Consider the following 13,411-nt stretch of genomic DNA (forward strand, 5'->3'; position numbering starts at 1 on the left):
CTGTAGGTAGTATGTCCATTAATTTTAGATTGAAAACAACGGCTAGTTAATATGCAGCAAGATCTTTCCGAAGTTTATTTTTATTTGAAAGGTACTTTAAAGTACAAGCGCCTTGCTATCGTTTTCGCTTTGGTTGTTTGTTCAGCCGCTTGGGCGTACATTTTTATGATGCCTGATAAATTTGAATCGAAAGCCAAAGTTCATATTGATTCAGCTACGGTGATTAGGCCTCTGATGAGAGGTATGGTTATAGAGCCTGATATATCTGCGCTGATCAGAATAATCCAGCAGCTAATGTTTACGAGACCTAATCTGGAAAAAATTATTTCGCTATCTCAGCTAAGTAGATCGCAGGATAGCTCAGGATCTGCTACAGAATTGATTGAGAAACTTAAGAAAGACATAACAATTGCAGGGGGTAGAGGAGATATATTTGATATTGCTTATACTTCGCAAGATCCTGAAGTAGCGAAGAGTGTGGTCCAGGCTGTTCTTACTGTGTTTTCTGAACAAACAGAGGGGAAAGCACTGGCTGACGCGAGTGATGCGCAGCGTTTCATCGAACAGCAGATACGAGAATACGAGATTAGACTGCAAGATGCTGAAAAAGCGAAAGAAGAATTTAAACGCGCAAACATTGATTTACTTAACGGCTCAGATCAATTTCAGAGTTTGCAGAAAATGAAGGAGCAGTATCTAGATGCCAACACGGCTCTAGAGCAAGCTATTTCTCGACGAAATGTTTTAGCGGAGCAGGTTGCTGAAATCCAAGAGTCTGAGGAAGACTGGGGTCTACCGACATCCACTCAGGAAGTATCTGCGGATAATGCAAGGATAGAATCTCTGAAAGATAAGCGCACTGAATTGTTGCTTAAATATACCGAACGCCATCCGGAAATAATTGAAATCGATAAGTTGATTGACACGCTGAAAACTCAAGAGAACCAAGCTAAGACGAGTCAGTCGCAAGTCAATGGAGATATACAGGCAGGGCTTTCCGAAAGTATTGGTGCAGAGAAAATGGCGAATCCCTATGTTCAGGCGTTAAAAATGGGGTTTGACAATGCTCAGGCTGAAGTTGCTTCTAGTCAAACTTTGGTTGAGTCAATTCGAAACAGGATAGCAAAGCTTGAAGAAGGTTTGAATGAAAGATTGACCATAGAAACGGAAATGAAAAATCTTAACCGGGACTATGAAACGATAAGCGGCAAGTACGCCGAGTTGCTGGATCGGCGTGAACAGGCTCATATTACCGAACGCGTTGATGACCAGACATCTCGTTTGAAATTTAAAATTGCTGATCCCCCTAGTAAGCCCAACAAGCCTAGCTCACCTAATAGAAAATTATTTTATTCTTTCGCGCTTTTGGTTGGGGTTATTTTAGGATTTGGTGTCGCGTTTTTGGTTTATTTTATACGTCCAGTGTTCATGTCAACGAGACAAGTAAGGATTGTGACCGGCCTACCATCCTTAGGTAGTGTGTCTCTTACCTCACAAGGCATAAGTCAAACTAATAATATTGACTGGTTACTTATTTCGACTTTTGCAATATTGCTAAGTGGTTATATCGGTATCATGATATTTGAGATACTCAAGTAAAGTCGTATTAAACAGGTAAACATATGAGCATTATAGAGAATGCGCTGAAAAAGGCAGGGAGCCAGGGGTTAGTTGTGGAAAATAATAGTCAAGAGTCGGCTACCACAGCTAAACCTGATAGGGGTTTCAGTGAAACCAATTTAGAATCGACTGGGTTGCGAGAATCTTCCGGCGCATTTTCGCCCGAACAACAGGTTGTTGTTGATTGGGCTAGTTTAGCGGAAAACGGTTTTATAGATAATAATAACGCAAAATCTCAGCTAGCTGAAGAATTTAGAGTTATTAAGAGGCCTTTGGTAAACAATATACAGGGCGCAGAAAATAATGGTATTAATCGTTCTAATTTAATTCTTATTTGCAGTAGTTTGCCTGGGGAAGGTAAGACATTTGTTTCAATTAATTTGGCTTTGAGTATTGCTAACGAAAGAGATAAAAAAGTTTTGCTTATAGATGCTGACGTGGAAAAGCCAAGTATATCAAAACAATTGGGGATTAATAGCCCTCGAGGCTTAATAGAGTATTTAGAAGATGATAAAGTAACTTTTTCAGATATTTTGTTAAAAACAGATCTTCCAAATCTTAGTTTAATTACAGCGGGTAAAAGACATAAATACTCAACAGAGTTGTTATCAAGTCAACGGATGTATTTGTTCGCGGAAGAAGTGAGTCGGCGATACAAAGATCGAATTGTGATTTTTGATTCACCTCCGTTGTTAGTTGCTACTCAAGCCCAAATACTTGCAGAACTTGTAGGTCAAGTAGTGCTGGTGATCGCGGCGGAAGTAACCCCTCAGAGCGTGGTTAATGAGTCGGTTGCCAAGCTTAGCAATTGCGATGTTGTTATGACCCTTCTGAATAAAACAAGAAAAGAGATAGATATATACGGTCACAATTATAGTTATGGGAAATATGGACATTTGTGACAGTAATCGTCTTTCCGGTTTATCTCTAGCTACCTTGCTTTCTGGTTTAAGTGTCGGCATGGTTTTACATTCTAGCGTCGCAATGGCGCTTGATTGGAGATTTAGTCCGAGTTTATCGGCGAGTGAAATATTTTCTGATAATTTGGCGCTTTCTGAAAATAACAAAAAGAGCGGTTTTGTCACCGAGATTAGTCCTGGAGTTTCGTTGTATGGGAATTCTCCGTGGAGTAATTTCAATTTAAATTATCGTATGCAAGGTCTCTATAATGCGGGTGGTAGAGATGCTATAGATATAAATCATCAGCTTAATATGAATTCTTTGTATCAAGCTGTTCGTAACACCCTTTTTCTGGAAACTGCAAGCTCAATTAGTCAGCAAAATATTAGTAATTCGTTTGTTACGACTGATAATATTTCTGGGAACGGAGGGCGGACTGAAGTAAAGACATTTAGTATTTCACCCTATTGGACGCCTCGTTTTGGCCAGTTTGCAACGGGTTTAGCTAAAGTCGGTTATAGTAAGTCTTCCTTTGAGAATTTAAATGGATCGGCGGTCACTCCGCAGTTGTCAAGTTTAGTGTCTGATTCAGATACTATTACGCGCCAGGCTAGATTGTCCAGCGGCAGTTATTTTAATAGAATTAATTGGGGATTAAATTATTCGTCGCAAGAACAGGGTAGGGTTGTCGGTCAAGATGTTCGATTTGAACAATATCAAGGTAATGCCCGGTATTATATCAATAACAAATTCAACCTTTTCGGGCAAGCGGGGTTTGAAAATAACGATTTTCAGACCTCGGCCAACAGCATAAGTAATGGGTTTTTTTATACTGTAGGTGGTCAATGGACGCCAAGCAAGTGGTATTCGCTTGAGGTCGGTGTTGGTAATAACAAGCATGCTACGTTGCAATTTAATCCATCGGAAAATCTCAGTTCGACTATTACGTATCGTAATAAAGATGTTGGGTTAAATACTGGCGATTCCTGGGATGCAAACTTTAATTATCGAGCTAAGCAGGCCACTATTGCATTCAATTATTCCCAGGAGACAACTACACAGCAGCAATTGTTTGCTGAGCAGGGTTTTTTTCTTCGGGATGCATCGGGTAGTTTGACTCAGGTGGTTAATACTCAAGATTTAATTGCTCAGGGATTTCTCACGCCGGGCCCTACTGATCCTGTGACTGGAAGGTCATCTTTAATTCGAGGCCCCAATTTTAACAATACTCAATTAGTTTTCAATCCGTTTGATTTGGTCAACGACGTGATTATTAGAAAACGCGGAAATCTTTCTTTCTCGTACCAAACGGGCAAGAGCAGTTATACCGCTTCGGTATTTAACGAACGTAGAACATATGAAGTTCGTTCTGGAGAAGACATGTCATATGGTGTTACGGGTAGTTGGCAATGGCAATTTGCTTCTAGAATGGATCTTTATTTGCGGCCGTCTTGGCAGCACACCGACGGAGAGTTGACCAGCAATTCTCGATATGATGTTGCTTTGGGGGTTAGTAGGGGGATTCCGATTAATCTTGGGAGGCCCTTATTAATGGATACTAGACTCGAGTTTCGACATATCAATCAAATATCTGATTCGTCTCAATTTAACGGTTATGTTGAAAACAGGGCGACAGCCAATTTTAACGTACGATTCTAAATAGAAACTACATGTACGACGGATTTTATAATCTCACCCAAAAGCCTTTTCAGTTAAGCGCCGACCCAGATTTCTTTTTCCAGAGCTCCGTGCATAAGCGTGCTTTAGCTTATATGCATTACGGCTTGACGCAAGGTGAAGGCTTTGTGCTCGTTATTGGCTCACCAGGCACAGGTAAAACTATGCTGGTAAAGAGTTTGATAAAAAATTTGAATAAGGAGAAATTGTTAATTGGTGTGATGATGACTTCTCAAGTGGGTCCCGAAGACACCTTGCGGATGGCTGCATCGACATTTGGTTTTTCATTTTCCCTAACGGATAAAGCTAGTTTATTATCGGGATTCGAAAAATTTATCGCTGAAAAAGCCAGAGAGGGAAGGAGATTATTGTTAATCGTCGATGAAGCACAAAATTTGCCTAAACAGTCCTTGGAAGAGTTGCGCATGCTTACCAATTTGGATGTAAACGGCAATCCCGTTTTTCAGGTGTTTCTGGTTGGGCAAACCGAATTGAAACGTACTATATACTCCGCGGATATGGAGCAGCTGAAACAACGGATTGTATCCACATTTCAACTTGATCCGTTGGATTTGGAAGAGACTAAAGAATATATACTTTTTAGGTTGCAAACTGCCGGCTGGACGGGAACTCCCGAGTTTACGCCCAGTGTTTTCGAGGTGATTCATGAGTTTAGCGGCGGTATTCCTAGGCGCATTAATTCCTTGTGTGATCGTCTGCTATTGTTCGGTTATTTGGAGGAGTTGAAGCTGCTGGATGAGCAGGCGGTCACCAAAGTGATTGTCGAGGTTAAGGAAGAAATGTTACTCGAAGCCGCTGACGAGGAGTATGAGAATTCCATGCCGCCTTTACATCGTTTCAGTGGTGTTGACTCAGAATCTCTTGAGCATCGGATTGCCAGACTAGAAGAAGTTGTCACCAATCTTCGAAACAGTCTGAATAAAGAAAAAGCGTTACTTAGAAAAGCTATTCTGCTGCAATTGGATATGGATGCCGTATATAGCGATACAACAACCTCCCTGGATTAAAAAATGTTCCCTAAAGTCTTGGTTTGCGTGGTTGGCGCGCGACCTAATTTCATGAAAATGGCGCCCATTATTAGGCAGTTGCAAGCGGTTAGGCATTTGATAACACCTTATCTGGTGCATACCGGTCAGCATTACGACCAAGCCATGAAAGATACTTTTTTCCAACAGCTTGGTATTCCAGAGCCGGACAAAGATTTGGGGGTCGGATCTGGCAGTCATGCCGTGCAGACTGCAAATGTCATGTTGCGCTTTGAGCCGGTTTTGGATGAGGTTAAGCCTTTTGCGGTGTTGGTTGTCGGCGACGTCAATTCCACCATCGCCTGCGGGTTGGTCGCAGTGAAAAAGAACATTCCACTGATTCATGTTGAAGCCGGTTTAAGAAGTTATGATCGGCAAATGCCGGAAGAGATTAACCGGATTTTGACCGACCAGCTATCTGACTTGCTATTCACTACGGAACGTGCGGCGGCGGATAATTTGACAAGGGAGGGGATTGCAGAACAGCGGATATGCTTTACTGGGAACGTGATGATCGACACGCTTTTGGCTAACTGCCAGCAAGCTTCTTCTTTGGCGGAAACATTGCAGCGATACGGTTCTAAGCAGGTTGTTTCGGAAAAAGCTTACGCCTTATTAACATTACACCGACCTTCTAATGTTGACGACCCCGAAACACTGGAGCGCTTGGTTCGGGTAGTGGGTGATATTAGTGAAAAACTCCCTGTGATATTCCCGGTTCACCCACGCACACAGCAAAAAATTGCGGAAGCGGGTTTGCTGCAATTATTGCCGCAACAGCGAGTGATTATGTTGCCGCCGGTGGCATATCTGGAAATGCTTGGTTTGATGCAAGCTGCCCAATTGGTTTTGACTGATTCCGGCGGCTTGCAGGAAGAAACCACCGCATTGGGTGTGCCTTGTGTGACTTTGCGGGAAAATACGGAAAGGCCGATCACGATCACCGAGGGAACGAATACTATTGTGGGAACCGATCCGGCCAAAATCATGCAATGTGTTGATGATATTTTGCACACTGGCGGTAAGAGTGGTCGAGTCCCGGAATATTGGGACGGTAAAGCGGCTGATCGCATCGTCGATGAAATTGTGCGTCGTTATGAGTTGGCAAGGTAAAACTGTATGAATTTGCCTGTGCGGGTTAATGCCATGACGGTCGATGTCGAGGATTATTTTCAGGTCTCGGCTTTTGAGGCGAATATTCAGCGTGACCAGTGGGATAGATTGCCGCACCGGGTAGAGCGGAACACCCATAGAATTTTGGATTTGTTTGCTCAACATCAAGTAAAAGCAACGTTTTTTACCTTGGGCTGGGTGGCTGAGCGTTACCCGCAGTTGGTTAAGCGGATTGTCGATGATGGGCATGAACTCGCATCGCATGGTTATCAACACACCCGCGTAACCGAACAAACACCGGAGCAGTTCCGGGAAGACATTAGAATTAGCCGGCAGATTCTTGAAGATATTGGTGGTAAGCCAATTGTGGGTTATCGGGCGGCTAGTTATTCAATTGGCGCCAAAAATCTTTGGGCCTTAGAAGTCCTTGAGGATGAAGGCTTTCACTACAGTTCCAGTATTTACCCGGTCAAGCATGATTTATACGGTATGCCTGGAGCTCCTCGCTTCGCCTATCGGCCCGACAACGCGCCGAAACTGTTGGAAATTCCGATTACTACATTAAAAATTCTGAATCGTAATATCCCCTGTGGTGGTGGTGGGTTTTTTAGATTGTATCCGTATCAATTTTCGAAATGGGCTTATCGCCACCTCAACAAATGCGAAAACCAGTCTGGCATTTTTTATTTTCACCCTTGGGAAATAGATCCAGAGCAACCGCGGCAGCATGATCTGTCATTTAAAACCCGCTTTAGACATTATCTGAATCTGGGTCGAATGGAAAATCGCCTTAACAGCTTACTTGCTGATTTTGCTTGGGATACCATGCAGAGCGTGTTTCTAAGCAAACAAACAGACACATCATCATAGTCAGTCATGATCAAATTACTTGAGCCTTCCCAAAGAGAGCGTTGGGATCACTATGTCATGGCTTCGGCCGATGGCAGCTTTTTTCATTTATCGGCCTGGCAGCAAGTGATAAAGCAGGCTTTCGGACATAGCACCTATTATTACTACACAGAGCAAGATGGCGAAATTACCGGTATTTTGCCCTTGACTCATGTCAATAGCTTGTTGTTTGGTAATTCTTTGGTTTCAAACGCATTTTGTGTTTATGGTGGAATTGTCGCAAGCAATGATGAAGCCTTCGCAGGCTTACAAAGCAAAGCACAACAACTGGCTAGGGAATTGGGCGTGGATAGTCTGGAGATGAGAAGTCGACAACAGCATCACCCGGATTGGCCGCACAAAGAACTCTATGTCACGTTTAGAAAAGAACTCGATCCAGATGTCGAAAAAAATCTGAATGCGATTCCGCGTAAACAGCGGGCAATGGTGCGGGCTGGCATTAAAGCCGGTCTTACCAGTGTCATAGACGATAATGTCGAACGTTTGTATCGCGCCTATTCCGAAAGTGTCCGGAATTTAGGCACCCCGGTTTTTCCGAAAAGATATTTTCAAATTTTGCAGGATGTATTTGGTGAGAGTTGCGAGGTGCTCACGATAGAGCACGAAGGTCAATTAGTGGCCAGCGTAATGAGTTTTTATTTCAAGGACGAGGTTTTGCCGTATTACGGCGGCGGCACCGACGCAGCCCGTGATTTGAAAGGCAACGATTTCATGTATTGGGAAGTGATGCGGCGTGCGGTGGAAAAGGGCTGCAAGATTTTCGATTATGGTCGCAGTAAAGTTGGCACGGGCTCTTATCGATTTAAAAAGCACTGGGGTTTTGAACCGGAACCGCTCTATTACGAGGTTGATCTGGTTAAAGCCAAACAAATACCCGAAATCAATCCGCTAAATCCTAAATACCGCTTGTTTATTGCGGCTTGGAAGCGTTTGCCTTTGCCGCTTAGTCAGCTAATTGGCCCTTGGCTTGCCAAGGACTTAGGCTAATGGAAAAGCCTAAATTACTTTACTTGGTCCATCGTATTCCTTATCCGCCCAACAAGGGCGATAAGATTCGTTCATTTCATTTTTTGCAGGCGTTAGCCGCCGAATACCGAATATTCCTCGGTACCTTTATCGATGATCCTGATGACAGGCGGCATCTCGACGCCTTAAAGTCTTTCTGTGCGGATACTTGCTGTATCGAATTAAATCCCAAGATCGGTAAAATTAAAAGTTTGGCAGGCTTGTTGAGTGGAGAAGCCTTGAGTTTGCCGTATTACCGAAACCGTGGGTTGCAAGAGTGGGTGGATAAGACTATTAACGAACAGTGTATTGAGCGGGCGATGATTTTTTCATCGCCGATGGCGCAATACGTCGAGAGATATACCAACTTGTATTGTGTAGCCGATTTTGTCGATGTAGATTCCGACAAATGGCAGCAATATTCCTTCAGCAAGCGCTGGCCAGCCAATTGGGTTTACCGGCGTGAAGCCGAAAAGCTTTTGGCCTATGAGCGACGTATCGCAGCATGGGCTGATGCGACAATATTCGTATCCGAACAAGAAGCAGGTTTGTTTAAAACTTTGGCACCAGAATCAGTTCGCAAAATTGGTTTTGTAAACAACGGAGTGGATACGGAAAGATTCGATCCGGAGTTGTCATGGCAGTCGCCGTTCCCGGCTGAGCAGAATACTATTGTTTTCACCGGCGCCATGGATTATTGGGCCAATGTCGATGCGGTGAAATGGTTTGCTGAGCAGGTCTTTCCTATTATTAAAAGCAGCCTGCCTGATGTATATTTTTATATAGTGGGTTCCAAGCCTGCCAAAGAAGTGTTGCAACTGGCGGATAAAGATCCTGCCGTCATTGTGACCGGTAGGGTTGATGATGTCAGGCCCTATGTAGCTTATGCTGACGTTGTCGTCGCACCCTTGCGAATTGCCAGAGGCATTCAAAACAAGGTGTTGGAAGCAATGGCGATGGCGAAGCCCATAGTGGTTACTACGGCGGCTATGGAAGGCATCCCTGGTGGAGCGGATTTGCAGGTAGCGATAACCGACGCTCCGGAAGACTTTGCCAGCCAAGTTTTACAGTTTTTGGAACAGCCGGTCGAATCGGCTGACGTCAATCGCCGCTATGTAGAAAGCGATTTCAGTTGGGAGCAGAACGGCCAACGCTTGTGCCGATTGATAGCGGGCGAGTCTGCATAAATGTCCAAGCCGTTACCGCCGTTAATCGTGCACATCATTTATCGGTTAGGAATTGGCGGTCTGGAGAACGGTCTGGTCAATATCATTAACAATTTGCCAGAAAGCAGTTACCGGCACGCCATTATCTGTTTGGCGGATAGTACCGAATTCAGCCAACGTATCAAGCGGCAAGATGTGGTTGTTCATCAGTTGCATAAGCGCCCAGGGCAGGATTGGGCGTCGTTTTATACAGTCTATCGCTTGTTGAAGCAATGGCGGCCCTCTATCGTGCATACCCGTAATTTAGCAGCTATCGAATATCAGATTTGCGCATTGTTAGCCGGCGTGCCTTATCGCGTACATGGCGAGCATGGTTGGGATGTCTTCGATCCGGATGGCAGTAATGTCAAATATCAATGGTTGCGGCGGGTTTTAGGTTCAATTATCCATCGCTTTATTCCCTTGTCGCAGCATTTGCAGGATTATCTGCTGAATCGAGTGGGCATTTCTTCAGATAAAATCACGCGAATCTGTAACGGTGTCGATACCAAAACGTTTTATCCTCGTGCCGGAAGTAGACAAATACCGGACGGTTGCTCACTGAATTTGCATGAAAAGCTGGTGATCGGTACGGTCGGGCGCATGCACGGCGTGAAAGATCAATTGACGCTGGTTAGGGCGTTTATCGATGCTTGTCAACAATCCCCGGAATTTGCCCAAATTGCCCGATTGCTTTTGATTGGTGACGGGCCTTTGCGAGCCGAAGCGTTTGAGTTATTGAGTGTCGCCGGTCTTGCCGATAAAGTCTGGTTGCCCGGCGAACGTAACGACATTGCCAAAATCCTGCGTAGCCTGGATATTTTTGTATTGCCGTCAAAAGCCGAAGGTATTTCTAATACTATATTGGAAGCGATGGCTAGCGGTTTGCCGGTTATAGCAACTCGTGTCGGCGGTAACCCCGAGTTGGTGCTGGATGGAAAGACCGGATGCCTGGTAGAAAAAGAGGATGTAGCGGGATTGTCATTCGCGATGCGTGATTTGGCGTTGGATGATAGCAAACGGCAGCAACTGGGCGCAGCTTCGCTTAGGCGGATTAAGGCGGAATTTTCAATCGATAGCATGGTGGATCGCTATCGGCAAGTTTATGACAAGCAGTAAATGATTCAGAGAGAACTCATATGTGCGGCATAGTCGGTATTTTCGATATTACAGGTGCTAGTGAAATAGACCGCAATTTGTTGTCGCGGATGAACGAATCGCAGTTCCACCGGGGACCAGACGAAGGCGGTTTGCATACCGAGCCCGGTTTGGGTTTTGGACACCGCAGACTGTCCATTATTGACTTGTCCAGCGGTCAACAACCCATGCATAGTCAGGATGGCAATGTGGTGTTGACTTATAACGGCGAGGTCTACAATTTTCCGGAATTGCGAGAAGAATTGGAGGCATTGGGCTTTAGTTTCAGGACGCATTGCGATACAGAAGTCATTCTCTATGCCTGGCAGGTTTGGGGTGAGTCGTGCGTGGAACGCTTGCGCGGCATGTTTGCATTTGGAATTTGGGATAGGCCGCGGCAGACCTTATTTTTGGCTAGAGATCGTCTCGGCGTAAAACCGCTGTTTTATGCTGAATTAAGTAACGGTCAGTTCATTTTCGGTTCCGAACTGAAAGCATTAAAACAACACCCTTTACTGCCAAAAAATGTTGACCCTACTGCGGTAGAGGACTATTTCGGCTTTGGCTATATTCCCGATCCAAAAACCATATATAAAGGTGTTTACAAGCTTGAGCCTGGATATTGTTTAACGATTAAACGAGGACAGAACGGTTTTCGACCTAAACAATATTGGGATGTTAAATTTCAGACGGCCTCTGCGGGCAACGCAGTAGAAGCCGGTGAAGAGTTAATCGAGCGCTTGCGCGAGGCTGTGAAAATTAGAATGGTCGCTGACGTGCCATTGGGGGCATTTCTGTCTGGCGGCGTCGATTCCAGTGGTGTCGTGGCATTGATGGCAGGACTATCCAAAGATCCGGTCAATACTTGTTCGATTTCCTTTGGCGATCCTAAATTTAACGAAGCGCAATTCGCCGCTCAGGTTGCGGACCGCTATCACACTGCACATAGAGTCGAACAAGTCGATCCCGAAGACTTTAGTTTGATTGATCAGTTGTCCGGTTTATATGACGAGCCCTATGCCGACAGCTCTGCCTTACCTACTTACCGGGTTTGCGAGTTGGCCAAGAAGCAGGTGACCGTGGTGTTATCTGGCGACGGCGGCGACGAGAATCTGGCTGGCTACAGGCGCTATCGCTGGCATACCTATGAAGAGAGGATGAGGGCATTATTGCCTGATGCGTTGCGGATGCCTTTGTTCTCTGCTTTGGGCAAGGTATATCCAAAGCTGGATTGGGCGCCCAAGGTTTTACGGGCAAAAACAACATTCGAGTCTATTGGTAGAGATTCGATGGCAGGTTATTTTCACAGTGTCTCGGTACTCTCCAACGGCATGCGCAGCCAATTATTTAGCGATAGTCTAAAGAGCGAGTTGCAGGGTTATCAAGCTATTGAAGTATTCCGTCGGTATAGTCAGCAAGCTCCTGATCATCCATTGTCAATGGTGCAATATTTGGATTTGAAAACTTACCTGGCTGGAGATATTCTGACTAAGGTTGATCGGGCTAGTATGGCCCATGCCTTGGAAGTCCGGGTACCGTTGCTGGATCACAAGTTAGTGGAATGGATGGCAACCTTGCCACCTGATTTAAAATTGCATGGGCGAGAAGGTAAATATCTATTCAAGAAGGCATTGGAACCTTATCTGCCTAATGATATTCTTTATCGTCCCAAAATGGGTTTTGCGGTGCCATTAAGTAACTGGTTTAGAGGGCCATTAAAGGGGCGAGTGCAGCAGGCCTTGCTGGGGGAAACTCTGAAAAGCACAGGGTGGTTCGATGACGCTTATTTGCATCATTTGGTTACTCAGCATCAGTCCGGGCTGCGCGATTACAGCGCGTCGATTTGGTCATTGCTGATGTTTGAAGCGTTTATTCGAAATAGTTAAATGATCGACTTTCAAATTCTGGATCTGTACCTGTGTGCAATAGACAGATACAAGGTATTTTGCTAGAGTGCGAACCAATTCAAAGTTTAATGTAAGAGGGTTCCAGATGAACAGAATAGATGAACAGAAACGTACTGCAGAAGAATCCCAGCACGTTGCTAAACCACTTGATAAATCCAGAAGATCTTTCGCGAAAGCTGGTGTGATTGCGCCGGTTTTAATGACCCTCACAAGCAAGACCGCCTTAGGCAGTGTGTATCAGTGTACTATCTCAGGAGTGCAATCAGGCAATGTGTCGAGTCATTCCGAGGATATGTCGGTTTGTAGAGCTGGACATACAGCGTTAGCCTGGAGAGGTAATGTCGATACCGTTGATGTAAATACTCAATATGGCACACATCCAAATATCAACGACTGGATTTCAGCGAGGGTCAATCCATTTCAAGTTAAGAAATCTTGGTCGGGGAATTCAACCTCCAATCTTACTTATAAATATTACAAATACACTAGCGAAAGTGCGGGTAGTTTAGTGACTGCTACATCGAGTGCCCAGATTAAAATGTGTGAGCTTATAGTTGCTAACTTTCCAAAGACCTCAACTACTACTGGCGGTGGTACAACCACAGAAACGTATGATGCCACGACTTTTTCATCCGTATTTGGTTCGACCGCAGCTGCAACAACATTTTTTCAAACATTGTTTTCTGCTCCTAGTGTCGATCTAAGAGGCGCTGCGAGCATTGATTATCTTAATGCCAGTATAAATGGATTGATACCTGATGTGAATTCCGATGAGATCAAAAAGCTCTACCTTTTAGCTATTAATTCCGCTAATACTTTTTATGATGGAAGTTTGTTGATTTCTAACTCTGATGGAGCTAAGGAGTTACTTAGAAGTCTGGTTCCTCTTTAA

The 13,411-nt window shown here is 44.6% G+C and carries 11 protein-coding genes; all 11 read left to right on the forward strand.

Annotated features, from left to right (window positions below; genetic code table 11):
- Window positions 1–51 precede the first annotated feature (51 nt).
- The 11 genes from ACR02O_RS08165 to ACR02O_RS08215 all read left to right on the forward strand — a co-directional run bounded on the left by ACR02O_RS08165 (window position 52) and on the right by ACR02O_RS08215 (window position 13,411).
- Window positions 52–1,599 (forward strand): XrtA system polysaccharide chain length determinant, encoded by a 1,548-nt coding sequence (locus ACR02O_RS08165; RefSeq protein WP_033155690.1) that lies wholly within the window; start codon window positions 52–54, stop codon window positions 1,597–1,599.
- Window positions 1,600–1,622: 23 nt separating this feature from the next.
- Window positions 1,623–2,522 carry an XrtA-associated tyrosine autokinase gene (locus ACR02O_RS08170; protein WP_205451157.1) on the forward strand — a complete coding sequence of 300 codons (900 nt, stop codon included), beginning with the start codon at window positions 1,623–1,625 and terminating at the stop codon, window positions 2,520–2,522.
- On the forward strand, window positions 2,500–4,179 hold the full coding sequence (locus ACR02O_RS08175) for a TIGR03016 family PEP-CTERM system-associated outer membrane protein (protein WP_494523177.1): 1,680 nt from the start codon (window positions 2,500–2,502) through the stop codon (window positions 4,177–4,179). The genes ACR02O_RS08170 and ACR02O_RS08175 overlap by 23 nt, the downstream gene beginning before the upstream one ends.
- A gap of 11 nt (window positions 4,180–4,190) precedes the next feature.
- Window positions 4,191–5,225 carry an XrtA/PEP-CTERM system-associated ATPase gene (locus ACR02O_RS08180; RefSeq protein WP_033155687.1) on the forward strand — a complete coding sequence of 345 codons (1,035 nt, stop codon included), beginning with the start codon at window positions 4,191–4,193 and terminating at the stop codon, window positions 5,223–5,225.
- Window positions 5,226–5,228: 3 nt separating this feature from the next.
- A complete protein-coding gene (wecB, locus tag ACR02O_RS08185) occupies window positions 5,229–6,356 on the forward strand; it encodes a non-hydrolyzing UDP-N-acetylglucosamine 2-epimerase (protein ID WP_494523178.1) in 1,128 nt (375 codons plus the stop codon).
- A 33-nt stretch (window positions 6,357–6,389) separates the two neighbouring features.
- Entirely contained in the window at window positions 6,390–7,226 is an 837-nt protein-coding gene (locus ACR02O_RS08190) for an XrtA system polysaccharide deacetylase (RefSeq protein ID WP_494523461.1), read from the forward strand.
- A 6-nt stretch (window positions 7,227–7,232) separates the two neighbouring features.
- The gene (locus tag ACR02O_RS08195; protein WP_494523179.1) at window positions 7,233–8,252 is read left to right on the forward strand and encodes a FemAB family XrtA/PEP-CTERM system-associated protein; all 1,020 of its coding nucleotides are present in this window, start codon (window positions 7,233–7,235) and stop codon (window positions 8,250–8,252) included.
- Window positions 8,252–9,457: a TIGR03087 family PEP-CTERM/XrtA system glycosyltransferase gene (locus ACR02O_RS08200; protein ID WP_494523180.1), complete on the forward strand. Its 1,206-nt coding sequence runs from the start codon at window positions 8,252–8,254 to the stop codon at window positions 9,455–9,457. The genes ACR02O_RS08195 and ACR02O_RS08200 overlap by 1 nt, the downstream gene beginning before the upstream one ends.
- On the forward strand, window positions 9,458–10,594 hold the full coding sequence (locus tag ACR02O_RS08205; RefSeq protein ID WP_494523181.1) for a TIGR03088 family PEP-CTERM/XrtA system glycosyltransferase: 1,137 nt from the start codon (window positions 9,458–9,460) through the stop codon (window positions 10,592–10,594).
- Window positions 10,595–10,614: 20 nt separating this feature from the next.
- A complete protein-coding gene (locus ACR02O_RS08210; RefSeq protein ID WP_494523182.1) occupies window positions 10,615–12,498 on the forward strand; it encodes an XrtA/PEP-CTERM system amidotransferase in 1,884 nt (627 codons plus the stop codon).
- A gap of 106 nt (window positions 12,499–12,604) precedes the next feature.
- Window positions 12,605–13,411 carry a hypothetical protein gene (locus ACR02O_RS08215; protein ID WP_458136853.1) on the forward strand — a complete coding sequence of 269 codons (807 nt, stop codon included), beginning with the start codon at window positions 12,605–12,607 and terminating at the stop codon, window positions 13,409–13,411.

It is taken from the genome of Methylomonas sp. PHL2-19 (genome assembly GCF_059331595.1).